Below are 23,093 nucleotides of genomic sequence, written 5' to 3' on the forward strand. Positions count from 1 at the left end.
AGCGCAGCACCATGGCAGCGAAGATCCTCATAGTCACCGGCGACGCGGCGGAGTCACTGGAGGTCCTGTACCCCTACCAGCGCCTGCGCGAGGAGGGGTACGACGTCCACATCGCCGCCCCCACCCGGAAGAAGCTCCAGTTCGTGGTCCACGACTTCGAGCCGGGCTTCGACACCTACACCGAGAAGCCCGGCTACACCTGGCCGGCGGACCTCGCGTTCTCGGAGGTCGACCCCGGCGCCTACGTCGCCCTCGTCATCCCCGGCGGACGCGCCCCGGAGTACCTCCGCAACGACCCCGAGCTCCGCAAGCTCCTCAAGTCCTTCTTCGACGCGGACAAGCCGGTGGCGCAGATCTGCCACGGTCCCCTGCTCACCGCGGCCATCGACAGCCTGAGCGGCCGCCGCGTCACGGCGTACCCCGCGCTGGAACTCGACATGCAGGCGGCGGGCGCGACCTTCCAGGACGCGGAGGCCGTCGTCGACGGCACCCTGGTCTCCGCCCGTGCCTGGCCGGACCACTCCGCCTGGATGCGCGAGTTCCTCAAGGTCCTGCGGGCGAAGGCCCCGGTGAGCTGACACCCGGCCGGACGGAACCGCGCGGGGCGGCCGCTCGGCTCTCCGGCCTCCCTCAGGCCGCCAGCCGCTCGGCCTCCCCGACCGCCTCCTCCAGGCTGTCCACCACGGGAACGCCGACCTTCTCCAGGCTGGCGCGGCTGTGGGAACCGCCGGTGTAGAGGACCGCCCCGGCGCCGACGTGCCGTGCGGCGATCGCGTCGTCCGCGGCGTCGCCGATCACCACCACGCGGGACGGCTCGACACCCGCGAGCGCCCCGAGGTGCCGCACCATGTGCTCGGCCTTGCTGCCGCCGGAGGGCCCGGTCCGCCCGTCGACACGGACGAAGTGGGGCTCGATGCCGAAGCCCCGCACCAGCGGGACCAGCTCCTCGTGGCCGTACATGCTCAGGAGGGACTGGCTGCGACCCGCCGCTCCCCATCCGGCCAGCAGCGCGGGCACCCCGGCGGTGAGCTCGCACGCTCTGCGGTGCTCGGCGTAGTACCGGTGGAAGGTCTCGTCCATGATCTGCCACTCGGCGTCCGTGGGCAGCCGCCCCATCAGCCGCTCGTAGAACTTCGGCACGGGCACGCAGTACATCGCCCGATACCGCTCCAGCGTGATCGGCTCAAGACCCAGCTCGGCGAATGCCGCGTTCGTCGCCCCGATGATCGCGACATTGTCGTGGAACAGCGTGCCGTTCCAGTCCCACACAATGTGCGCGTTTCCTTGCTTCCCCATACCAAGAACGTACCCGCCGCCACCGACAACGCCTCATCGCGGGCGGGAACGGGGCGGCTACTCCCCGAGCCCGACCAGGTTGGGGATCTCCTGCGTGGCGAACCACAGCAGTTCGTGGTCCTCGGCGCCGTCGACCACGAACTGGGCGTCGTCGTCCCCGACGTCCGCCGCGCCCAGCGCCGCCGCGGCCGCGGTCACCTCCGCCTCGGCGTCGTCCGAGTCGACGTGCACGGCGGCCGCCTTGTCCAGCGGCACCGCCTGGGAGACCCGCACCTCGCCGAGCGCCAAGGGATCGAGTCCCCGGTCGGGGTCGGCGACCGCGGCCCGGTCCGGAACGTCGACCGCGACGACGACCCGGCGCCGTACGGCCCCCGGATCGACCGCCAGGAGCCGCAGCGAGGCCAGTGCGGCACGGCTCAGCGCCGCGTACTCCAGCTCCTCGATGTCGTCGGAGAGGTACCACTCGCGCAGGGCGGGCGTCACCGCGTACGCGACGAACGGTCCCGCCTCCAGCTCTCCCGTCTTGTACGCCTCGGCGAGACCGGAGAGGGTCAGGGGGACGTAGACGCGCATGGCTGGCCGCTTTCGTAGTCGGGGGCTCCGAGGGTTCGCGGTCCCGGCGCTCCGGGGAGAGCGGTCCCGTGCCTCCGGGGAGGGCCTTCAGGATACGTGCGGGCGTCCCCTTTCGAGTTCCCGGCCGCACCCTCCGTGGCGTCCACTCCGGGCCCGCGATTCACCCGGTACACCCCTGTGCCGCCAAGGGTTCCGACCCTCCCGGCAACCCTGATAGGTGAACTCTCCCGCCCCCGCGACGCGCCCCCGGCCGTCCTTGCGGAGGCCCTCTCCCGCCTCGTACAAGATCCCCAACACGAAAGTTACCGACCGGTAGAGATCGGTTCCCACGAACGGTGTCGATCGGTCCCGACGAGCGGGGACGACGTATGAACAAGGTGATGACCAGGACGCGGCGCCACCCGGGCACCCGTCCGCCCGGCCGCCAGGACACCCGCCGCCCCGGCAGCACCCCACCCCGCACCCCGGGCACCCCCACCAGGCCTCCGGGCGGCAGCCCCCCGCCGGGTGGCGCGGCCACGTCCCCGGCACCCACCACGGGCCGCCCGGCCCCGACCCCGAGCCCGACACCGTCCACGGGCCACCCGCCGACACCAGGAAGCCCGAGCCGGCCGTACGCGGCTCCGGGGCCGTACGCCGCTCCGGCCACCGGCGACCGGTCGGCGACACGGACCACGGGCCACCCGTCGGCCGCACAGCCAGCCGGCCGCACCTGGGCGGCACGGACCACGGGCATCCCGTCGACTGCACCGGCCGGAAGCCGGGCCCCGGCAACGGCGCGAGACGGGGCCCGCCCCCTCGGCACGACATCCGCCGAAGCACCTCGCCCGCCCGCTCCCCAGCCCCGCCCCACCGACGTCTTCGCCGAGCGTCTGCTGGCCGTGCTGAGCGGCGCGCGTCCCGTGCACTGCATGCTGCGCCACACCGCGGGCCGCGCTTACGACGAACTGGTTTGGCTCGCCGAACGCGGCCCCCTGCGCACCCGCGGCACCCGTCCTGTCGTACGGGACATCGGGTACTACGTCGCACGCCCCGGCGCCGTCGAGGCCTTCGCCCGCATCGGCGCCGGCGACCAGCTCCGCGCCATGGCGTTCCGGCTGGAGCAGGGCCCCGACCTCCGCTGGCGCTGCACGGCGATCGAACTCGGCGGCCCCCGCATGCCCCACCCGAACGACTGAACCGCGACCGGTCCCACGCCGCCTGCGGCCCCCGGACAACGCGAAGGGCCGGGCATCAGGTGCCCGGCCCTTCCGGCGTGTCACCGGTCGCGCGCGGCGGCTGTCACCACCCGCCCGCGACCCTCACTCGCTACTTCTTGCGCCGACGGGCGCCCTTCTGCTGCTTGCGGCGCTCCGCGCGCGTGAGGCCGTCCGCCTCGGAGCGCACGGGCTCGTCGTCGCTGGTGAAGTCACCCTCGACGATGCCGCCCTCACCGTCCACGGTCGGTGCGGAGAAGTGCAGCCGGTCCGGCCGCTGCGGGGCGTCGAGCCCCTTGGCGCGGATCTCGGGTCGCACCGCGCCCGCGGGAACGGCGTCCCGCTTGGCGAGGGACGGCGCCGAGTCGTCGACCGGAACCTCCTCGACCTGCTGCTCGACCTGGACCTCCAGGTTGAACAGGTAGCCGACGGACTCCTCCTTGATGCCGTCCATCATGGCGCTGAACATGTCGAAGCCCTCGCGCTGGTACTCGACCAGCGGGTCCTTCTGGGCCATCGCGCGCAGGCCGATGCCCTCCTGGAGATAGTCCATCTCGTAGAGGTGCTCGCGCCACTTGCGGTCCAGGACCGACAGCACGACCCGGCGCTCCAGCTCACGCATGATCTCGGAGCCGAGCTGCTCCTCGCGGGCCGCGTACTGGTCGTGGATGTCGTCCTTGATGGACTCGGAGATGAACTCGGCGGTCAGACCGGCACGGTCGCCGACCGCCTCCTCCATCTCGTCGACGGTGACCTTCACCGGGTAGAGCTGCTTGAAGGCGCTCCACAGCCGGTCGAGGTCCCACTCCTCGGCGAAGCCCTCGGCGGTCTCGGCCCCGATGTAGGCGTCGATGGTGTCGTCCATGAAGTGCTGGATCTGCTCCTGGAGGTCCTCGCCCTCCAGGACGCGACGGCGCTCGCCGTAGATGACCTCGCGCTGCCGGTTGAGCACCTCGTCGTACTTCAGGACGTTCTTGCGGGTCTCGAAGTTCTGCTGCTCGACCTGCGACTGGGCGGACGCGATCGCGCGCGTGACCATCTTGTTCTCGATCGGCACGTCGTCCGGGACGTTCGCCATCGACATGACGCGCTCGACCATCTGCGCCTTGAAGAGGCGCATCAGGTCGTCGCCCAGGGAGAGGTAGAAGCGGGACTCGCCCGGGTCGCCCTGACGGCCGGAACGACCGCGCAGCTGGTTGTCGATACGCCGCGACTCATGGCGCTCGGTGCCGAGTACGTAGAGGCCGCCGAGGTCCTTGACCTCCTCGAACTCCGTCTTCACCGCCTTCTCGGCACGCTCCAGGGCGGCGGGCAGGGCGTGCGCCCACTCCTCGATGTGCTCCTCGGGGTCGAGGCCGCGCTGGCGCAGCTCCGCCTCGGCGAGGTCGTCCGGGTTGCCGCCGAGCTTGATGTCGGTACCACGGCCGGCCATGTTGGTGGCGACGGTCACGGCGCCCTTGCGGCCGGCCTGGGCGATGATCGGCGCCTCACGGTCGTGCTGCTTGGCGTTCAGCACCTCGTGCTGGATACCGCGCTTGGCGAGCTGCTGCGAGAGGTACTCGGACTTCTCGACCGAGGTGGTGCCGACCAGGATCGGCTGGCCCTTCTCGTGCTTCTCGGCGATGTCGTCGACGACCGCCTCGAACTTGGCGACCTCGGTGCGGTAGATCAGGTCGGACTGGTCCTTGCGGACCATCGGCCTGTTGGTCGGGATCGGGACGACGCCGAGCTTGTAGATCTGGTGGAACTCGGCGGCCTCGGTCATCGCCGTACCGGTCATGCCGGAGAGACCTGGCATTTCCTTGCCGCTGTGGTCGTGGCGCTTGTAGAGGCGGAAGAAGTTCTGGAGGGTGATCGTGGCGAGCGTCTGGTTCTCGTCCTTGATGTCCACCCCTTCCTTCGCCTCGATCGCCTGGTGCATGCCCTCGTTGTAGCGGCGGCCGGCGAGGATACGGCCGGTGTGCTCGTCGACGATCATGACTTCGCCGTCGATGACGACGTAGTCCTTGTCCTTCTTGAACAGTTCCTTGGCCTTGATGGCGTTGTTCAGGTAACCGACGAGCGGGGTGTTCACCGACTCGTAGAGGTTGTCGATGCCCAGCCAGTCCTCGACCTTGGCGACGCCGGGCTCGTGGATGGCGACGGTGCGCTTCTTCTCGTCGACCTCGTAGTCGCCGGTCTCCTCGATGCCCTTGAGGGGGTTGCCGGGCTCACCCTTCTTCAGGCGGGTGACCAGCTTGGCGAAGTCGCCGTACCACTTGGTGGCCTGGTCGGCCGGGCCGGAGATGATCAGCGGCGTACGGGCCTCGTCGACGAGGATGGAGTCGACCTCGTCGACGATCGCGAAGTTGTGGCCGCGCTGGACGAGCTCGTCCTGGGACCACGCCATGTTGTCGCGCAGATAGTCGAAGCCGAACTCGTTGTTCGTGCCGTACGTGACGTCGCACGCGTACTGCTCGCGGCGCTGGGCCGGAGTCATGTTGGCGAGGATGCAGCCGACTTCGAGGCCGAGGAACTTGTGGACGCGGCCCATCATTTCGGAGTCGCGCTCGGCCAGGTAGTCGTTCACCGTGATGAGGTGGACGCCCTTTCCGGAGAGGGCGTTCAGGTACGCGGGCAGGGTGCCGACGAGTGTCTTGCCCTCACCGGTCTTCATCTCCGCGACATAGCCGAGGTGGAGCGCGGCGCCACCCATCATCTGCACGTCGTAGTGACGCTGGCCAAGGGCGCGCTTGGCAGCCTCACGGACGGTGGCGAACGCCTCGGGCAGCAGGTCGTCGAGGCTTTCGCCGTCGGTGTACCGCTGCTTGTACTCATCGGTGAGGGCCCTCAGCTCGGCGTCGGAGAGGTCGACGAAGTCCTCTTCGATGGAGTTGACCTGGTCCGCGATGCGGTGCAGCTTGCGCAGGATCTTGCCTTCGCCTGCACGCATGATCTTCGAGAGGACGGACACGGGGGTTTGTCTCCTTGCCGGTCGGGCCTGGGACGGTCGGTTTCAATGGCAGTTTCAAATCACAGCTTGAGCAACGGCCATCGTAAGCGAGGACCACACCGTGCCGGGAGGTCTGCCAGTGACAGCCACCAGGACAACGGGCAAGGGTTGCTGAAGGTGCCGCGTTCACACAGCGAAAAGTAGCGAAGCCCTCACTCAGGGCAAAGGAATGGCGTCCGTCCGGATGCCCGAGCAGAATCGGCCGATGGACCCCGTCACGCTGACCACCGACCGTCTCGTCCTGCGCATCGTGGGGGTGGACGACACCGACGCCGTCTACGAGGCCGCCCAGGATCCCGACATCCAGCGCTGGACCACGATCCCGTCGCCCTATCTCCGCGAGCACGCGACGGGTTTCACGGACCAGATGGTGCCCGAGGGCTGGGCGGACGGCTCCGCCTTCGCCTTCGGTGTCTTCCTCCCCACCGGGGAGTTGGTGGGCATGCTCTCCATCACCATGCGCTCCCTGGGCGTCGGCGAGGTCGGCTACTGGGCGACGAAGGAGCACCGCGGCAACGGCTACATCGCCGAAGCCACCGTCGCGGCCTCCCGTTGGGCCTTCACGGACCTGTCCGTCGACCGGGTCGAATGGCGTGCCGAAGTCGGCAACACCGGTTCCCGCGCGGTCGCCGAACGCGCCGGCTTCACCATCGAGGGAACCCTCCGCTCCGCCATCAACAACAAGGGCGTACGCAGGGACTGCTGGGTGGGCTCGCTGCTCCCGTCGGACCTGGGCCTGCCGTCGACGGCGCCGTACCTGCCTGCCAGGTGAGCCCGACGGGGCGCGGACGACATACGCGCCGACCGGGCTCGCCCACCGGCCTCGGTCACCGCCCACCGGTTCGCCGACATCGGTCATCGCCCCTGACCACGGGGCTCGGCCACGACGTCCGGTCATCGGCTCGGTCACCGGGCCGGGCCCCATTGTCAGTGGCACCGCCTAACGTGTGGGCATGACGAGTCTTCCGCCACCCATCACCGAACTCTCGGCGGACGAAGCCCGCCGCATCGCCCTGCGGGCCCAGGGATTCCTGGGCGCCCCGGACCGCAGGGCGGGCGTCCGCGGAGTCCTGCGGCACCTCGGCGCGGTCCAGCTCGACACCATCTCCGTCCTCGCCCGCTCCCACGAACTCATTCCGTACGCCCGTCTCGGCGCCGTCGGCCGCAAGACCGTCGAGCAGGCCTACTGGACGTCGGCACCGGCCGCCGACACACCCCCGGCGCCGCACGCCTTCGAGTACTGGTCCCACGCGGCCTGCATCCTGCCCGTGGAGGAGTGGCCGCACTTCGCGTTCCGCCGCCGCGCCTACCGCGCCCGCCCGCACTGGAACCACGACCTGCCCGACGGCGCCTACGACCAGGTCGTCAAGCAACTGCGCGCCGAAGGCCCCCTCACGGCCACGGACTTGGGCGGGGCGAAGAAGACCAGCGAGTGGTGGGACTGGTCGGGCACCAAGGTCGCCGTCGAGCGCGCGCTGATGTACGGCGAGGTGGTGTGCGTGGAGCGGCGCGGCTGGAGGCGGGTCTACGACCTCGCGGAGCGCGCCATCCCGAAGTCGCTGCTGCACGACGAGCTGGACGACGCGGAGTGCCTGCGCCGTCTGGTCCGCCTGGCCGGCCAGTCCCTCGGTGTCGGCACCCGCGCGGACATCGCCGACTACCACCGCCTCAGGGGCGAGCAGGTCGACGCGGTGATCGCGGACTCGGGTCTGGTCCCGGTGACGGTGGAGGGCTGGGGCAGGCCCACGGCCCAGAAGGGCGGCGCCGGGAGCCTCGGCGCAAGACCGGCCGGGGACGCCTGGGCGGACCCGGTGGCGCTGGAGACGGTGCCGCGCGGCCGCCACCGTACGACGCTCCTGTCGCCGTTCGACTCCCTCATCTGGGAGCGGGCGCGTACGGAGCGGATCTTCGATTTCACGCATCGCCTGGAGGCGTACACGCCCAAGCCGAAGCGGATCCACGGATACTTCGCCATGCCGGTCCTCGCCGGCGGCCGGCTCGTCGGCCGGGTGGACCCGGCCCGGGAGGGCAGCACCCTGGTCGCCAAACAGGTCACCCTGGACGGTGCCAAGGCGGTCCCGGCGGTGGCGCAGGCCCTGGCGGAGGCCGCGAGCTGGGTGGACTGCACGGATGTGCGGGTCGAGCGGGTGGACGCCCCGGAACTGCGCGAGGCGCTCATCGGGGAACTCGTCCGCGTCCTCGGGTAGCTCCCGGCGGGACTCGTCCTCGGGTGATGCCTAGCGGATCTCGAGGATCTTCTCGCGCATCGCGTACACCACGGCTTCCATCCTCGAGTGCAGCTGCAGTTTCTCCAGGATGTTGCGCACATGGTTTTTCACGGTGTTCTCGGAGATGAACAACTCCTTCGCGATATCGCGGTTGTTCATCCCCGTGGCCACGAGCTTGAGGACCTCCAGCTCGCGATCGGTGAGCCGCGGCGCGGGCACCAGCCGGCGCTCGTCCGTCCGCTGGATCATCGACTTGAACTCGGTGAGGAGTTTCGACGCCATCGAGGGGCTGATCTGCGACTGCCCGTCGGCCACCGCGCGAATGGCCGTGGCCACCTCGTCCGTCGAGATCTCCTTGAGGAGATACCCGGTCGCGCCCGCCTTGATCGCGTCGTAGAGGTCGGCCTCCTCGTCGCTGATCGTCAGCATGATGATCTTCGCGCTGGGGGCCACCTCCTTGATGGAGGTGCACGCCTCGATACCGCCGCGCTTGGGCATCCGTACGTCCATCAGCACGATGTCGGGCAGCAGGTCGGCGGCCTTGTCGACCGCCTCCGCCCCGTCCCCCGCCTCGCCGACGACCTGGATGTCCTCCTCGGCCGCGAGCACGATCTCCAGACCTCGGCGGAAGAGGGCGTGGTCGTCCACGACAAGGACCCTGATGGGCTCCTTGCGCGGAGAGCCCGCGTCCAGGCCGGTGGCGACGACGCCGTCGTCGGCATCACGGTCACGCATCGGTCCGAAGCTGTCCGCCATCGTTCCTCCCCCTGAAGGCCGTGGCCTGTGTTTCCGTGCCATCGCCAACCCAAGGCAACGGCCCACCGGTTGGGCCGGTGCGGCCATGATTCCATGCCCGGACGGCAGCGCGGTGACATCGCGGAACGTGAAGTGGTCGCACACCGGTGCCCCTGGGGGCGCACTCGCGCTCCAGGGGCACCGGCTCAGTCGTCACCGGGGGTGGTCAGCCGCCGAGCGCGCCGCCCGGCGCGTCCGCTCCGCCCTGGGCGACCATCGGGTCCGTGCTGAGGTGGATGACGCCGTAGTCGTAAGCGTGCCGCCGGTAGACGACACTGGGCTCCTTCGTCTCGGAGTCGACGAAGAGGTAGAAGTCGTGCCCGACCAGCTCCATTTCGTAGAGCGCCTGGTCGAGCGTCATCGGTGCGGCCACATGGGTCTTCTCGCGGACGACGCAAGGGCCTTCGCCCATGATCTCGAGCGAGCCGATCTTCTTTGTCGGCACCGCGTCCGGCTCGTCGTCGTGGACGACGCTGCCGTCGCCGTTCAGCGTCGCTGCACCCGGGACGCGGTCGGCGACCTCGGCTGCCGAGATCCTGCCGTTGCCACGGCGGGTGTAGCGCTTGTCGTGCTGCTTGCGCAGCCGGGCCTCGAGCTTGTCCGCGGCCAGGTCGAGTGCTGCATACGCGTCGCTTGCCGCTGCCTCCGCCCGGATCACCGGTCCGCGGGAATGGAGCGTGATCTCCACCCGGTCACTGCGGTCGGCCTGTCGGGGGTTGGGCTCCTTGGACACCTCGACGTCGAGGCTGATCACCTTGCCATCGAGCTTCTGGATCTTCTCCAGCTTCAGCTTCTCGGCCACGTGCTTGCGGAACCGCTCAGGCACCTCGGTCTTGCGGCCCTTGACGACGATGTCCACGCAGAACTCCGTTCCCGGATAGCCCCGCTCCACTGGCGGAGCATCTCCCTTTTGCACCAGGTTCCGGTGAGCACCGGAACCTCGGACTCGGTGACTTTCACCTCCTCCTCCCCCAAGGACAAGATCTCCACCCCACCGATGCGGGTGATTGCTGAAAACCCGCGGTACGGCACCCGGATGCGTGAGGGACGGCCTGCGCCATTCCCTCACAACCGAACATATCTCGCCTGGACGGATGTCGTCACCCTCTACTGAGACGTACCTCCGTTCAGGTGAATTGACCCACTCATTACCTGCAACGTTGCAAGTTCTCGGTCAGTTCCGGTTTATTTCGAAAGCATCCGGAGGTGCGGCGACCACGGCCGAGCAGACCGTGTCATCGCTCGTTCCTCCGGCCTGCTCCCTACCCGCGATTCGCCCCTTCACCTCCGACAGTTCCGTGCCGTCACCCGTCCGTCGCACCGCCCGCACACCCGACTGCGCGGCCCGTACGGCCCGCGCCGCCTCCGCCAACGAGGCCCCCGTCGTCATCAGGTCGTCCACCAGCACGACCCGGCCCCCCTCGGCGAGCAGCCGCTCGCCCCCGGCGACGACCTCCAGGGCACCCGCCAGATTGGCCAGCCGCTCCCGGGAGTTCAGCCCCGACTGGTCGGCCACGGCACGCCGCTGGCACAGCACGCCGAGCACCCGGGCAGGCGTTCCCGTGCGCCGCAGCTCGCCGGCCGCCGCGAGCGCGATCCGCCGCGCCGGATCATGCCCCCGCGCCCGGACCGCGCTCCGCGCCGACGGCACGGGGACGAGCAGTACGGGCCCGCATCCCGCTCCGGAACCCCGGACCACCGTGCCTCCGGTCTCCGGCCGCCCCGGCCCGCCCCACGCTTCCCCCTTCCCGAGCCTCAGCCGCCCCTGCGAAGCCGTGGGCGGCCCGGCCGGACCAGGACGTCGCAGCGACCCCAGACCCGCCCGCACAGCCCCCGCGAGGGCCGCTCCCAGAGGTGCCGCCAGTGCCAGCGCGCCGCGTTCCTTGTGGGCGAGGAGCGCGGCCCGCACCTCGTCCTCGTAGGGAGCCGCCGCGTGCACCACCGGCAGCCCCGTCGGCTCGGGCACCGGTCGCACCCGGCACGGAGCGGCCCCGCTCAGGGAGGCACGGCACTCGGGACAGAGCACCGTGCGAGGCCTTCCGCAGCCTCCGCACTCGGCCGGCAGCACCAGATCCGTGAGGTCCTGCCACCACCTCCGCATGGCCACCACTGTGCCAACGCCCGGCCCGCTCGGCCACCCCTGTGGACAACCCCCTGTGGACAACCCCTTGTGGACAACTCCCGGAGCGGTTGTACACGGGCACACGACAAGGCGGACGACAGGGCCGGGCCCGCGCATGGACCGCAGGTGAGCACGCGGGCGCAAACGTCGGCGGGCCCGCCCGGAAACCGGACGAGCCCGCCGACGCAGAACCCACGGCACTACCCGGGATAGACCGGCGCCGTCCCGTCCTGGACCACCTTCTGCCACTGCTCCCCCGCCGACAGCCGCACGATCCCGTCCGTCTCCGAGTGCGCCACCAGAGGCAGCCGCTCGTCCTCGGACGCGGCGATCTCCTTGACGTTGGCCAGCGCGGAGGGCGAGGTGCCCAGCGGTGTGGAACCGTCGACCTGGACGTACCGCATCTGCTGTACGGCGCCCTTCTCGCTGCCGACCACCACGAGCCGGCTGTCCCCGGCCCAGGACATGGCCGTGACCTCCTCCAGCTGGGGTGCCACGGAGCGTGGATCGAAGACGAACGCGCCCCGAGGATCGCCGGACCTGGACCGCTCGATGCGCCCGATCTGCAGCGAGCTCTTGCCGTCCTTCTCGACGATCAGCGCGATCCGCACGCCGTCGGCGGCCACCCGCACCGCCTCGATACGCCCGTCGAGCTGCGACGCCTCGACGACGATGGGCTCGCCCGCGCCCTTCTGCAGCATGAGCAGCCGGGGGTTCTTCGGGTCTCGGTCGGCCACCCACAGGTCGCCCCGCGCGTCCCAGCTGGGTGTGGTCAGCCGGTCGTCGGCCGTCCTGCCCTGGCTCTGCACCACCGGCTCGCCGAGCGAACCGCCCGACACCAGCGATCCGACGTACAGGTTCCGGCCGTCGGCCGACACTCCGGCCGCACTGCCCTCGTCCCGCGACACCGCGGCCGCCCGCAGCTTCTTGCCGCCCTCGCCCAGCGCACCGGGCACCGGCTCGGGCTTCTTGTCGCGGTTGTCACGGGGCATCCGTACGAGCCGCTGCTCGTGGTCGATGAAGTACTGGTACCCCGGGTGCTCGCCCGTACCGTGCGAAGCGACGCCCTCGGCCTGGTTCTTGGCCAGCACGCACAGCTGCGTGCCGTCCGACTTCTGGAGCTCCACCTCGTCGACGCCGGTGGGAGTCAGATCCTGGAGCGTGAGGAGGAGTTGGGCCGCCATCTGACGGCACTTGGGGAGTCCGACACGGTCGGCCTTGTCGTTCAGCGGCACGGTGACCCTGTTGCGGTCGTCGGGCGCCAGCGACACGTCGCTGTTCTTCAGCTCCGTGCCCGAGGGGAAGCTCGACCTGACCACCGGGTCCAGCCAGCTCGTGGGCCCCTTCAGCAGCGCGCGCACGATCTGCGTCATCGGGTCCACCTGTGCGCGCACATACACGGGGTCGGCGACGGTCCGCAGGGGACGGCCGCTGCCGGAGGTCCCGTTCGACGCGTAGAAGTACTTGTTCACGGACACGTAGTTGCGCTGGAAGTCGGACGTACCCATCACGACACCCTGCGGCAGCGCGTCGATGCGCCACTGCTTGTTGCTCTTCAGCCTGGTCAGATGCACCGACCCGCTGTACCCGCCGGAGTCCGGCTCGTACGCGTGCCGCACGTCCACCTTGGCGACCTTGCTGCCGCTCAGCCGGAACGCGACGTCGCGACTGCCGTCCTTGGCCTCCGAGGGCAGCCCCACCGAGTTCGGCGCGTCCGCGAGGACCGTCGTGGAACGGTACGGATCCCACGCCTTGCGGGCGCCGTCGGTGAGGTACTTGCCGGCTGTCTCGTACTTGGCGTCGTCGCTGGTCAGCGCCTCGAGAAAGCCCTGCACGATCTCCGCCGCCGAGGCGCCGGGATGCGGCGGCATGGCGTAGACGCGGACCTGCGAGTCCTGGCGCGGCGTCGACTCGACCCCGCGCAGGTCCCCGTTGTCCGGCATCGAGGCACACCCCGCCAGCAGCAGGGCTCCACAGCCCGCATACACGACGACGCGCACCGGACGGCGTCCGCGGACGCCGCTCCCCCCGCGGTCAGCGCCCACGAAATGCCTCCCCATGTCCGAGCTCCTCCGGCTTCTCGCCGTCCCGCCCCCGCTCCTGTGCGGTCCGTTCCCGGCCGGTGCCGGATGTCTCCTCCTGGCGGCGCACCGCCCCGGCGGGCCGGGGCACCACGCGCGCGCCGTTGCCCGGCAGCGCCGTCGGATCGGCCGTGGGCGACGCCCCGGCCAGCCGTGGGGCCATGGGCCCGTGCGTCGGTATGGAACCCGTCCCGGCTCCGGGCTGCTGCACGGGCACCGTCGCGAGCTTGGTACCGCCGCCGTGCGGCAGACCGGCGTCGTCGAGTCCGCGGTTGCGCCGGGAGTCCTTGGGTTCCAGTGGTATCGGCGATCCCCTGAGGGGCTCGTCGGCCGTCCGCGGCAGGGTCAGCCGGAACTGCGAACCGCCGCCCGGCTCGCCCCAGGCCTGCAGCCAGCCGCCGTGCAGCCGCGCGTCCTCCAGAGCGATGGACAGGCCGAGGCCCGTGCCGCCGGTGGTACGCGCGCGTGCCGGGTCGGCCCGCCAGAAGCGGCTGAACACCCGGGTCGCCTCGCCCGGCTTGAGCCCGACGCCGTAGTCGCGGACCGCGATCGCGACCGCTCCGCCCGCCGCGGCGAGCTTGACGACGACGTCCTTGCCCTCGCCGTGCTCCACGGCGTTGACGACGAGGTTGCGCAGCACCCGCTCGACCCGCCGGGCGTCCGCCTCGGCGATCAACGGCTGCTGGTCGCCGAGGACGCGTATGTGCGTGCCCTTGCGCTCGGCGAGCGGTTCGGCTCCGCCGACCACCCGTCGTACGACTTCTCTGAGGTCGATCGCGTCGGCCTCCAGCGCCGCCGCGCCCGCGTCGAACCGGCTGATCTCCAGCAGATCCGCGAGCAGCGTCTCGAACCGGTCCAGCTGGTCGGCGAGGAGTTCCGCCGACCGCGCGGTCACCGGGTCGAAGTCCACGCGCGCGTCGTGGATGACATCGGCCGCCATCCGCACGGTCGTCAGTGGTGTGCGCAGTTCGTGCGACACATCGGAGACGAACCGCCGCTGCATCCGTGAGAGGTCCTCCAGCTGCTGGATCTTCAGCTGGAGGTTCTGCGCCATCTTGTTGAAGGCCTCGCCGAGGCGCGCGATGTCGTCCTCACCGGTGACCTTCATACGTTCCTGGAGGCGTCCGGCGGAGAGCCGTTCGGCGATCCCGGCCGCCATCCGCACCGGCGTGACGACCTGGCGCACCACGAGCCAGGCGATGGCGCCGAGGAGCACCACGACGAACAGTCCGGCCGTCGCGAGCGTCCCCTTGACCAGGCTCAGCGACTTCTCCTCCTGCGTCAGCGGGAAGAGGTAGTAGAGCTGGTACGCGTCTCCGTTGGGGTCGATGACCTGCTTGCCGATGACCAGCGCCGGCTGGGACTCCCGGCCGTCCTTGTAGACGACACGGGTGTAGCTCTGCGCCGCGGCCGTGCTCTCGTCGACCCGGGCGCGCAGATCCTCGGGCACGCTCACCGTCGGGTCGACCTGACCCGAGTACCGCGGCGCGAGGCCGCCGCTGCCGTCGCCCGACGCGGCGGAGTTGAGCGTCACCACGTCGAACGCGCCCTGTCCACCACTGGACAGGGACACGACGAGGTCGGTCATCCACTGGCTGACGTTCTTGGACGAACGGCCGTCCGCGGTCGAGCCGTCCTCGCCGTTCGCGGTCGCTCCCCCGTCCGCCTGCTGCTTGGCCGCCGCGAAACCACCGGTGGCCTGGCTCTGCGAGGCCTTCACCTTGGCGTCCAGCAGACCGTTGCGCACCTGCCCGATCACGACGAAGCCGAGCAGCAGGACGACGCCGAGCGACATCAGCAGCGTCGTCACGACGATCTTGAGCTGGATGTTGCGCCGCCACAGCCGCATCACGGGCAGCAGCGGACGACGCACCCAGCGCATGAACAGCCGAAGGACCGGGCTGCCCTGGACTCCGCCCTGGAGCAGCCCTCCCTCGAAGAGCCGTTCCCAGCGTGAACGCGTCATCTTCCGGCCGACAGGCCGCTCCGAACGGTCCCCCTGCTCAGCGGGCGCCGAAGCGGCACTGTCCCGTGACATGTCAGCTCGGCCCAGCCTTGTAACCGACACCACGGACGGTCACCACGATCTCCGGACGCTCCGGGTCCTTCTCGACCTTGGAGCGCAGCCGCTGGACATGCACGTTCACCAGACGGGTGTCCGCCGCGTGCCGGTATCCCCACACCTGCTCCAGGAGGACCTCACGCGTGAACACCTGCCACGGCTTGCGCGCCAGCGCGACCAGCAGGTCGAACTCCAGCGGCGTCAGCGCGATGGACATGCCGTCCCGCTTCACAGAGTGACCGGCGACGTCGATCACGAGATCGCCGATCGACAGCTGTTCGGGTGCCGGCTCCTCCGAACGGCGCAGCCGCGCCCTGATCCGCGCCACCAGCTCCTTTGGCTTGAACGGCTTCACGATGTAGTCGTCGGCGCCCGATTCGAGGCCGACCACGACATCGACGGTGTCGCTCTTCGCCGTGAGCATCACGATCGGCACCCCGGACTCCGCCCTGATCAGGCGACATACCTCGATGCCGTCCCGTCCGGGCAGCATCAGGTCCAGGAGCACCAGGTCGGGCTTGGCATCGCGGAAAGCGGCCAGCGCCTTGTCGCCGTCGGCTACGAAAGACGGCTCAAAACCTTCACCACGCAACACAATGCCGAGCATCTCGGCCAGTGCGGTGTCGTCATCGACGACAAGGACTCGTCCCTTCATAAACGACATCATCCCATTAACTAAATCGTTACCTGGCGTGACAAGTCACACAGCTCGGCGAGAGCCTCAGCCGTCACGGGCGAAACAACGCCCTCTTCGGTGACGATCGCCGTGATCAACTCCGGCGGCGTCACATCGAACGCCGGGTTGTACGCCTGGGTCCCCAGGGGTGCCACAGGTATACCGCCTCCCGCCTCGACTCCCACCACCGGCACCTGTGGTGCTGTGATCTCCGTCACTTCATGACCGGCGCGCTGCTCGACCTCGATGGACGCCCCGTCGGGTGTTTCCGGATCGATCGTGGTCACCGGCGCCACCACGATGAACGGCACATGGTGGTACCGCGCCAGCACCGCGAGCGGATAGCTCCCCACCTTGTTCGCCACCGAACCGTCGGCCGCGATGCGGTCGGCACCGATCAGCACCGCGTCCACCTCACCGGTCGAGAACAGCGAACCCGCCGCGCTGTCGGTGAGCAAGGTGTACGCCATTCCGTTGCGAGCCGCCTCGTACGCCGTCAGGCGAGCACCCTGAAGCAACGGCCGCGTCTCGTCCACCCAGAGCCGCCGCAGCTGCCCCGCCCGGTGCGCCGCGAGCGCCACGGCGAACGCCGTGCCCTCCCCACCGGACACCAGCGCCCCGGTGTTGCAGTGCGTGAGCACCCGGTGCCCGCCGCCCGGCAGCAGCTCGTCGAGCAGGGCCAGCCCGTGCTCGGCCATGCGCGCGCTGGCCTCGGCGTCCTCCCGGTGCAGCACACGCGCCGCGGCGAGCGCGGCCGCGGCGGCCGCCTCCTGATCGCCGCCCCCGGAGAGCGCCGCCCGGTAGGCCGCCTGCGCCCGGCGCACCCCGACCGCGAGGTTCACGGCGGTCGGCCGGGCACCGGCCAGTGAGAGAGCGGCCTCGTCCACGTCGAAGCCGCGTACGGCGGCCAGCGCGACGCCGTACGCTCCGGCGATCCCGAGCAGCGGCGCCCCGCGCACCGCGAGCGTGCGGATCGCCTCCACCAGCGCGGGCGCGTCGGTGCACACCAGCTCGACCTCCTCGGCAGGAAGCCGCGTCTGGTCGAGAAGGACCAGCACGGGGCCTTCGGGCGGCTCGTGCCAGCGGATCGCGGGTATCTCCGTCGGCCCGCTGTCCTCGCGGGATTGCGCGTAGTGATCAGCCATCCGCCCAGTCTGCCCCGTACCCGGCGGACAATTGAAGGTGTGCAGCCCATACGGGGGCCGGTCCCCTGCCGCGCACACCGTGGCACGATGGCTGCCAACCTGCCGCCGCGCCCGCGGGACGGGCACCGTGAAGGAGCGACGATGAACGACACTCCGGGCTGGGCCTCGCCCGGATCTGCCCCCTCCGGCGGAGAGGAGCCGGACCTCTCCGGCACCCCGCAGCCCGCCGACCAGGGCGGAGCGAACCAACCCGAGCAGCCCTCGAAGTGGTCCAAGGAGCAGCCCCCACCCGCCCAGTGGTCCGCTCCCGGCACACAAGGTCCCGGCCAGGCCCCGCCGCCCGCTCCGCCCGCACCGGGCTGGGGCGGTCAGCAGCCCGGCGGGCAGGTCGGCGGACACGGCGGCTGGGGAGGCCCCGGCCACGGATACGGCGGCCCCGGTGGCCCCGCCGGCTGGGGCGGCAACTGGGGCGGACCACCGCCCGCCGCCAAGCCCGGCGTCATTCCGCTGCGCCCGCTCGGTGTCGGCGAGATCCTCGACGGCGCCGTCTCGACCATGCGCACCTACTGGCGCACGGTCCTCGGCATCTCGCTGACCGTCGCCATCGTCACGCAGATCGCGGTCATCCTGCTCCAGGGCTTCGTCCTGGACGACAACGCCAATACGGACGCCCTCAACGACCCGAGCGCCACCGTCGAGGAGCTGAGCCGGGCCCTCGGCGACACCATGCTGAGCACGGGTGCCGTCCTGCTCATCACCCTGCTCGGCACCATCGTCGCGACGGCCCTGCTCACGTCGGTGACCAGCCGTGCGGTGCTCGGCAAGCCGGTGACGACGAGCGAGGCCTGGCGGGACGCCCGTCCCCAGCTGCCGAAGCTGCTCGGCCTGACCCTCCTGCTGCCCCTCATCGCCGTCGTGATCGTCGGCGTCGGAGCCCTCCCCGGTCTGCTCGCGGCCCTGGGCGGCTCGGGTGACGCCGGTGCCGCGCTCGCCGTCCTCGGCGCACTGGCCGCCGGCGTCGTCGCCCTCTGGCTGATGGTCCGCTTCTCGCTCGCCTCTCCCGCCCTGATGCTGGAGAAGCAGGGCATCCTGAAGTCGATGAGCCGCTCCACGAAACTCGTACGCGGCTCGTGGTGGCGGGTGTTCGGCATCCAGCTCCTCGCCACGATCATCGCCAACATCCTGGCGTCGATCATCGTGATCCCCTTCGCCGTCCTGGCCGCGACGCTGAGCGGCGACGGCTTCACCGGCTTCCTCGACAACACAAGCGACGTCGGCTGGACCTTCCTCATCGTCAGCGGTGTCGGCTCGGTGATCGGATCGATGCTCACCATCCCGATCACCGCGGGCGTCACCGTGCTCCTGTACATCGACCAGCGCATCCGCCGCGAGGCCCTCGACCTCGACCTGGCCCGAGCCGCCGGCGTCCAGGGCTACGGCACCGGGGCTTCCGGCACCACACCGGGGAGTTGATGCGGTGAACGGGGCGGGGGGAGTTCTCACAGCGGTACTTGCGGGGCCGCACACCGGTGCGACAACCGTCCTCGCGCTGGTGCGCGGCGACGAACCACCGGTGACGACGCCGCGCGACCCCGCACGGGAAGCGGCCAGACGCGAGCTGTCCAAGCGGATGTACCACGAGAACGACCCCGGCCTGGTCCAGCGCGCTCTGAACGCGTTCTGGGACTGGGTCGACAAACTGTTCGGCGCCGCCTCCGCCGCGACACCCGGCGGGACGCTCGGACTCCTCGTCATCGTCCTCGCCGTGGTGGCGGTCGTGGCTGCCCTGTGGTGGCGCCTGGGCACCCCGCACCGCACCCCCGCCTCCTCCGCCACGCTCTTCGACGACCGTCCCAAGAGCGCCGCCGAACACCGCGCCGCCGCCGAAGCCCAGGCCGCCCAGGGCCATTGGAACCAGGCCGTCCAGGAGCGGATGCGCGCCATCGTCCGCTCCCTGGAGGAACGCGCCCTGCTCGATCCGCGCCCCGGCCGCACGGCCGACGAGGCAGCCGCGGAGGCGAGCCGCCCCCTGCCCGCCCACGCGGACCGACTGCGCGCCGCGGCACGGGACTTCGACGACGTCACGTACGGCGGCCGGACCGGCGACCCCGGCGGATACCAACGCCTCACCGAGCTCGACCGCGACCTGGAGCGCACCAAGCCCGTACTCACGGACAGCGCCCACAGCACGAACCGGAACACGGCCCGCGACAGCCGCCAGGGGGCCGCCTCATGACCGAGGCCACCCTCCCCTCCACCTCGGTCTCGCCCACCGCCCGCCAGTGGTGGACCCGCGCGCGCGGCATCGTCCTCGCGCTCGTCCTTCTGCTGGTGGCCGCCATCGTGATGGCCGCGGTCCGCTCGGACGCCCGGCACGGCCGCCTCGACCCGCGCTCCGCCGACCCCTACGGCAGCCGAGCCGTCACCGAACTCCTCGCCGACCAGGGGGTCTCCACGCGCGTGGTCACCACCCTCGACAAGGCCCGCGCGGCGGCCGCCCCCGACACCACCCTGCTGATCGCCGCTCCCGACCTGCTGACCAAACGTCAGCAGACGCTTCTGAAGAGGGCGACGGAGACCTCCAACGGACGTACGGTCCTGATCTCCCCCGGATCGCCCTCCGTCAGCACCCTCGCCCCCGGAGTCTCCGCCGATCCGGCGATCAGCTTCGACTCGACGCTCTCCCCCGACTGCAACCTGCCCGCCGCCCTTCGAGCGGGCAGTGCCGACACGGGCGGCATCCGCTACACCGCCGGCGCCCCGGGCACCGACGCCTGCTACCCCAGCGACGGCCTCCCCACGCTGCTGCGTGTCCCGGCAGCCTCCGGAAGCGGCGACACCGTCGTGCTCGGCGCCCCCGACATCCTCTACAACGACCGCCTCGACGAGCAGGGCAACGCCTCGCTCGCTCTCCAACTCCTCGGTTCGCGCTCCCACCTGGTCTGGTACCTCCCCTCGCTCTCCGACGACTCGGCCACCGACGCGGGCGACCAGAGCTTCTTCGACCTGCTTCCCTCGGGCTGGCTCTGGGGCACACTGCAGCTCTTCATCGCGGCGCTCCTGGCCGCCCTGTGGCGGGCACGCCGAATGGGCCCCCTCGTACCCGAACGCCTCCCCGTCGCGATCCGCGCCTCCGAAACCGCCGAAGGCCGCGCCCGCCTCTACCGCAAGACCAACGCCCGCGACCGCGCGGCCGCCGCTCTGCGCTCCGCCACCCGCACCCGCCTCGCCCCCCTCATCGGCGTGCCCCCGGCCCAGGCCCATGCGCCCGAGGCCCTGCTCCCCGCCCTGTCCGCCCACCTCGACGGCGACGGACAGGCCCTGCTCCCGCTCCTCTTCGGGCCGCCGCCCCGCGACGACGCGGCCCTCGTCTCCCTCGCAGACCAACTCGACGCCCTCGAAAGAGAGGTACGCATTTCATGATGGACCCGACCACTGACAACGCCGGGTACGCCGGGTACTCCGCGGACGCGGACACCGCCCGCTCCTCCCTGGAGGCCCTGCGCGCCGAGATCGCCAAAGCCGTGGTCGGCCAGGACCCCGCCGTGACCGGTCTCGTCGTCGCCCTCCTCTGCCGCGGACACGTTCTCCTCGAAGGAGTCCCCGGAGTGGCCAAAACGTTGCTCGTCCGCGCGCTCGCGTCCGCACTGGAACTCGACACCAAGCGCGTCCAGTTCACACCCGACCTCATGCCGAGCGATGTCACCGGCTCGCTCGTCTACGACGCACGCACCGCCGAGTTCTCCTTCCAACCCGGCCCGGTGTTCACCAACCTTCTGCTCGCCGACGAGATCAACCGCACGCCGCCCAAGACCCAGGCGTCGCTGCTGGAGGCGATGGAGGAACGCCAGGTCACGGTCGACGGCACACCCCGACCGCTGCCCGAGCCCTTCCTGGTCGCCGCGACCCAGAACCCGGTCGAGTACGAGGGAACGTATCCCCTCCCCGAGGCCCAACTGGACCGGTTCCTCCTCAAACTGACGATCCCTCTGCCCTCCCGCCAGGACGAGATCAACGTCCTCACCCGCCATGCCGAGGGCTTCAACCCGCGCGACCTGCGCGCCGCCGGCCTGCGCCCCGTGGCCGGCCCCGCCGACCTCGAGGCCGCCCGCGCCGCGGTCGCCAAGACAGCGGTCTCCCCCGAGATCACCGGCTACGTCGTCGACATCTGCCGCGCCACCCGCGAGTCGCCGTCCCTCACCCTCGGCGTCTCCCCGCGCGGCGCGACCGCCCTCCTCGCCACAGCCCGCGCCTGGGCCTGGCTGACCGGCCGCGACTACGTCATCCCGGACGACGTGAAGGCCCTGGCCCTGCCCGCCCTCCGCCACCGCGTCCAACTCCGCCCCGAAGCGGAGATGGAGGGCGTGACAGCCGACTCCGTCATCAACGCGATCCTCGCCCACGTCCCCGTCCCCCGCTGATGGCACTCACCGGACGCGCCGCCCTCCTGGCGGCCCTGGGCGCACTCCCCGTCGGCATCTGGGAGCCCAGCTGGACTGGCATCCTCGCCGTGAACGCCCCCCTGGCCCTGGCCTGCGCCTGCGACGCCGCCCTCGCGGCTCCCGTACGGCGCCTCGGCCTGACCCGCTCCGGCGACACTTCGGTACGCCTCGGCGAGTCCGCGGAGGTCACCCTCACCGTCACCAATCCCTCCGGCCGGCCCTTGCGCGCGCATCTGCGCGACGCCTGGCCGCCGAGCAGTTGGGAACCCGGCACCGAGCTCACGGCCTCCCGCCAGCACCTGACGGTCCCCGCCGGCGAACGCCGCCGCCTGACGACCCGTCTGCGCCCCACGCGCCGCGGCGACCGCCAGGCCGACCGCGTCACCATCCGCTCCTACGGCCCCCTCGGCCTCTTCTCCCGCCAGGGCAGTCACAAGGTCCCCTGGACCGTACGCGTCCTGCCCCCCTTCACCAGCCGGAAGCACCTCCCCTCCAAACTGGCCCGGCTCCGCGAACTCGACGGCCGCACCAGCGTGCTGACACGCGGTGAGGGCACGGAATTCGACAGCCTGCGCGAGTACGTCCCGGGCGACGACACCCGTTCCATCGACTGGCGAGCCACAGCCCGCCGCACGACGGTCGCCGTACGCACCTGGCGTCCCGAGCGCGACCGCCACATCCTTCTGGTCCTCGACACCGGCCGCACCTCCGCGGGCCGCGTCGGCGACGCCCCTCGCCTCGACGCCTCCATGGACGCGGCCCTGCTCCTCGCCGCCCTCGCCTCCCGCGCCGGCGACCGTGTGGACCTCCTCGCCTACGACCGCCGGGTACGCGCCCTCGTCCAGGGCCGCGCGGCAGGCGACGTCCTCCCGTCCCTGGTCAACGCGATGGCCGGTCTGGAACCGGAGCTCGTCGAAACGGACGCCCGCGGCCTGACCGCCACAGCCCGGCGTACGGCCCCACGCCGCTCGTTGATCGTGCTCCTGACGAGCCTCGACGCGGCCCCCGTCGAAGAGGGCCTGCTCCCCGTACTCTCCAGCCTCACCCAACGCCATACGGTTTTGCTGGCATCGGTCGCGGACCCGCACATCGCACGCATGACGAAGGCCAGGGGAAGCACCGACGCGGTGTACGAGGCAGCGGCGGCGGCTCAGGCCGATGCCGAGCGACGACGCACGGCCGAACAACTGCAACGCCGCGGAGTCACGGTCGTCGATGCGACCCCGGACAAGCTGGCTCCGGCTCTCGCAGACGCCTATCTGGCCCTGAAATCCGCCGGCCGCTTGTAAGCCAAAACAGAAAGTCCGGCCCTTTTGGGGTCCCGAAAAGGACCCTAAACGCAGAAAACCCCCGTACCGGTTTCCCGGTACGGGGGTTTTCTTCAAAACTTGTTCGGCGGCGTCCTACTCTCCCACAGGGTCCCCCCTGCAGTACCATCGGCGCTGTGAGGCTTAGCTTCCGGGTTCGGAATGTAACCGGGCGTTT

At 70.9% G+C, this 23,093-nt stretch carries 19 protein-coding genes and 1 rRNA gene; 9 read left to right on the forward strand and 11 right to left on the reverse strand.

Annotated features, from left to right (window positions below; translation table 11 throughout):
* Positions 1-11: 11 nt before the first annotated feature.
* Entirely contained in the window at positions 12-578 is a 567-nt protein-coding gene (locus ACWD68_RS07405; RefSeq protein ID WP_451805508.1) for a DJ-1/PfpI family protein, read from the forward strand.
* 52 nt (positions 579-630) lie between these two features.
* Here the strand turns inward: ACWD68_RS07405 and ACWD68_RS07410 are convergent, their stop codons facing one another.
* Together ACWD68_RS07410 and ACWD68_RS07415 are read right to left on the reverse strand one after the other, a co-directional pair.
* A complete protein-coding gene (locus tag ACWD68_RS07410; protein WP_451805509.1) occupies positions 631-1,296 on the reverse strand; it encodes an HAD family hydrolase in 666 nt (221 codons plus the stop codon).
* Between the two features lie 57 nt (positions 1,297-1,353).
* Positions 1,354-1,869: a DUF6912 family protein gene (locus ACWD68_RS07415; RefSeq protein ID WP_451805510.1), complete on the reverse strand. Its 516-nt coding sequence runs from the start codon at positions 1,867-1,869 to the stop codon at positions 1,354-1,356.
* Between the two features lie 911 nt (positions 1,870-2,780).
* Between ACWD68_RS07415 and ACWD68_RS07420 the strand changes: the two genes are divergently transcribed.
* Positions 2,781-3,047, forward strand: a complete 267-nt coding sequence (locus ACWD68_RS07420) for an Rv3235 family protein (RefSeq protein ID WP_451805511.1) — start codon at positions 2,781-2,783, stop codon at positions 3,045-3,047.
* Positions 3,048-3,177: 130 nt separating this feature from the next.
* On the opposite strand, the gene secA is transcribed toward ACWD68_RS07420, so the two are convergent.
* Positions 3,178-6,018 (reverse strand): preprotein translocase subunit SecA, encoded by a 2,841-nt coding sequence (gene secA / locus ACWD68_RS07425; RefSeq protein WP_451805512.1) that lies wholly within the window; start codon positions 6,016-6,018, stop codon positions 3,178-3,180.
* A 244-nt stretch (positions 6,019-6,262) separates the two neighbouring features.
* Between secA and ACWD68_RS07430 the strand changes: the two genes are divergently transcribed.
* Positions 6,263-6,829, forward strand: coding sequence for a GNAT family N-acetyltransferase (locus ACWD68_RS07430; protein WP_451805513.1), 567 nt, complete (start codon positions 6,263-6,265; stop codon positions 6,827-6,829).
* Positions 6,830-7,010: 181 nt separating this feature from the next.
* Complete coding sequence (locus ACWD68_RS07435; protein WP_451805514.1) at positions 7,011-8,264, forward strand: winged helix-turn-helix domain-containing protein; 1,254 nt, start codon at positions 7,011-7,013, stop codon at positions 8,262-8,264.
* A gap of 30 nt (positions 8,265-8,294) precedes the next feature.
* Here ACWD68_RS07435 and ACWD68_RS07440 read toward each other — a convergent pair whose 3' ends face one another.
* The 7 genes from ACWD68_RS07440 to mtnA all read right to left on the reverse strand — a co-directional run bounded on the left by ACWD68_RS07440 (position 8,295) and on the right by mtnA (position 17,166).
* On the reverse strand, positions 8,295-9,041 hold the full coding sequence (locus tag ACWD68_RS07440) for a response regulator transcription factor (protein WP_351553923.1): 747 nt from the start codon (positions 9,039-9,041) through the stop codon (positions 8,295-8,297).
* Positions 9,042-9,246: 205 nt separating this feature from the next.
* Entirely contained in the window at positions 9,247-9,939 is a 693-nt protein-coding gene (gene hpf, locus ACWD68_RS07445; protein WP_451805515.1) for a ribosome hibernation-promoting factor, HPF/YfiA family, read from the reverse strand.
* Positions 9,940-10,254: 315 nt separating this feature from the next.
* Positions 10,255-11,181, reverse strand: a complete 927-nt coding sequence (locus ACWD68_RS07450) for a ComF family protein (RefSeq protein ID WP_451805516.1) — start codon at positions 11,179-11,181, stop codon at positions 10,255-10,257.
* 221 nt (positions 11,182-11,402) lie between these two features.
* Positions 11,403-13,247: an LpqB family beta-propeller domain-containing protein gene (locus ACWD68_RS07455; protein WP_451805529.1), complete on the reverse strand. Its 1,845-nt coding sequence runs from the start codon at positions 13,245-13,247 to the stop codon at positions 11,403-11,405.
* Entirely contained in the window at positions 13,237-15,321 is a 2,085-nt protein-coding gene (gene mtrB / locus ACWD68_RS07460) for an MtrAB system histidine kinase MtrB (protein WP_451805517.1), read from the reverse strand. The genes ACWD68_RS07455 and mtrB overlap by 11 nt, the downstream gene beginning before the upstream one ends.
* A gap of 1 nt (position 15,322) precedes the next feature.
* Entirely contained in the window at positions 15,323-16,012 is a 690-nt protein-coding gene (gene mtrA, locus ACWD68_RS07465; RefSeq protein ID WP_209441191.1) for a two-component system response regulator MtrA, read from the reverse strand.
* Between the two features lie 8 nt (positions 16,013-16,020).
* Positions 16,021-17,166: an S-methyl-5-thioribose-1-phosphate isomerase gene (gene mtnA / locus ACWD68_RS07470; protein ID WP_451805518.1), complete on the reverse strand. Its 1,146-nt coding sequence runs from the start codon at positions 17,164-17,166 to the stop codon at positions 16,021-16,023.
* Positions 17,167-17,307: 141 nt separating this feature from the next.
* Here mtnA and ACWD68_RS07475 point away from each other — a divergent pair, with 141 nt between their 5' ends.
* The 5 genes from ACWD68_RS07475 to ACWD68_RS07495 are packed head-to-tail and all read left to right on the forward strand — an operon-like array spanning position 17,308 to position 22,897.
* Positions 17,308-18,639 carry a hypothetical protein gene (locus tag ACWD68_RS07475; protein WP_451805519.1) on the forward strand — a complete coding sequence of 444 codons (1,332 nt, stop codon included), beginning with the start codon at positions 17,308-17,310 and terminating at the stop codon, positions 18,637-18,639.
* 4 nt (positions 18,640-18,643) lie between these two features.
* Positions 18,644-19,402, forward strand: coding sequence for a DUF4129 domain-containing protein (locus ACWD68_RS07480; RefSeq protein ID WP_451805520.1), 759 nt, complete (start codon positions 18,644-18,646; stop codon positions 19,400-19,402).
* Entirely contained in the window at positions 19,399-20,589 is a 1,191-nt protein-coding gene (locus ACWD68_RS07485) for a DUF4350 domain-containing protein (protein ID WP_451805521.1), read from the forward strand. The genes ACWD68_RS07480 and ACWD68_RS07485 overlap by 4 nt, the downstream gene beginning before the upstream one ends.
* Positions 20,589-21,587 carry an AAA family ATPase gene (locus tag ACWD68_RS07490; RefSeq protein ID WP_451805530.1) on the forward strand — a complete coding sequence of 333 codons (999 nt, stop codon included), beginning with the start codon at positions 20,589-20,591 and terminating at the stop codon, positions 21,585-21,587. The genes ACWD68_RS07485 and ACWD68_RS07490 overlap by 1 nt, the downstream gene beginning before the upstream one ends.
* Positions 21,587-22,897 carry a DUF58 domain-containing protein gene (locus tag ACWD68_RS07495; RefSeq protein ID WP_451805522.1) on the forward strand — a complete coding sequence of 437 codons (1,311 nt, stop codon included), beginning with the start codon at positions 21,587-21,589 and terminating at the stop codon, positions 22,895-22,897. The genes ACWD68_RS07490 and ACWD68_RS07495 overlap by 1 nt, the downstream gene beginning before the upstream one ends.
* 101 nt (positions 22,898-22,998) lie before the next feature.
* Here ACWD68_RS07495 and rrf read toward each other — a convergent pair.
* Positions 22,999-23,093: ribosomal RNA gene (gene rrf / locus ACWD68_RS07500) — 5S ribosomal RNA — on the reverse strand; the annotation flags it as partial.

Source organism: Streptomyces sp. NPDC005141 (assembly GCF_053599975.1).

What these genes read in the sequence shown, in the direction of transcription:
- ACWD68_RS07405 (WP_451805508.1), top strand. Translation starts at nt 12, where the DNA reads ATGGCAGCGAAGATCCTCATAGTCACCGGCGACGCGGCGGAGTCACTG.
- ACWD68_RS07410 (WP_451805509.1), bottom strand. Translation starts at nt 1,296, where the DNA reads ATGGGGAAGCAAGGAAACGCGCACATTGTGTGGGACTGGAACGGCACG.
- ACWD68_RS07415 (WP_451805510.1), bottom strand. Translation starts at nt 1,869, where the DNA reads ATGCGCGTCTACGTCCCCCTGACCCTCTCCGGTCTCGCCGAGGCGTAC.
- ACWD68_RS07420 (WP_451805511.1), top strand. Translation starts at nt 2,781, where the DNA reads ATGCTGCGCCACACCGCGGGCCGCGCTTACGACGAACTGGTTTGGCTC.
- ACWD68_RS07430 (WP_451805513.1), top strand. Translation starts at nt 6,263, where the DNA reads ATGGACCCCGTCACGCTGACCACCGACCGTCTCGTCCTGCGCATCGTG.
- ACWD68_RS07435 (WP_451805514.1), top strand. Translation starts at nt 7,011, where the DNA reads ATGACGAGTCTTCCGCCACCCATCACCGAACTCTCGGCGGACGAAGCC.
- ACWD68_RS07440 (WP_351553923.1), bottom strand. Translation starts at nt 9,041, where the DNA reads ATGGCGGACAGCTTCGGACCGATGCGTGACCGTGATGCCGACGACGGC.
- ACWD68_RS07450 (WP_451805516.1), bottom strand. Translation starts at nt 11,181, where the DNA reads ATGCGGAGGTGGTGGCAGGACCTCACGGATCTGGTGCTGCCGGCCGAG.
- mtrB (WP_451805517.1), bottom strand. Translation starts at nt 15,321, where the DNA reads ATGTCACGGGACAGTGCCGCTTCGGCGCCCGCTGAGCAGGGGGACCGT.
- mtrA (WP_209441191.1), bottom strand. Translation starts at nt 16,012, where the DNA reads ATGATGTCGTTTATGAAGGGACGAGTCCTTGTCGTCGATGACGACACC.
- mtnA (WP_451805518.1), bottom strand. Translation starts at nt 17,166, where the DNA reads ATGGCTGATCACTACGCGCAATCCCGCGAGGACAGCGGGCCGACGGAG.
- ACWD68_RS07475 (WP_451805519.1), top strand. Translation starts at nt 17,308, where the DNA reads ATGAACGACACTCCGGGCTGGGCCTCGCCCGGATCTGCCCCCTCCGGC.
- ACWD68_RS07485 (WP_451805521.1), top strand. Translation starts at nt 19,399, where the DNA reads ATGACCGAGGCCACCCTCCCCTCCACCTCGGTCTCGCCCACCGCCCGC.
- ACWD68_RS07490 (WP_451805530.1), top strand. Translation starts at nt 20,589, where the DNA reads ATGGACCCGACCACTGACAACGCCGGGTACGCCGGGTACTCCGCGGAC.
- ACWD68_RS07495 (WP_451805522.1), top strand. Translation starts at nt 21,587, where the DNA reads ATGGCACTCACCGGACGCGCCGCCCTCCTGGCGGCCCTGGGCGCACTC.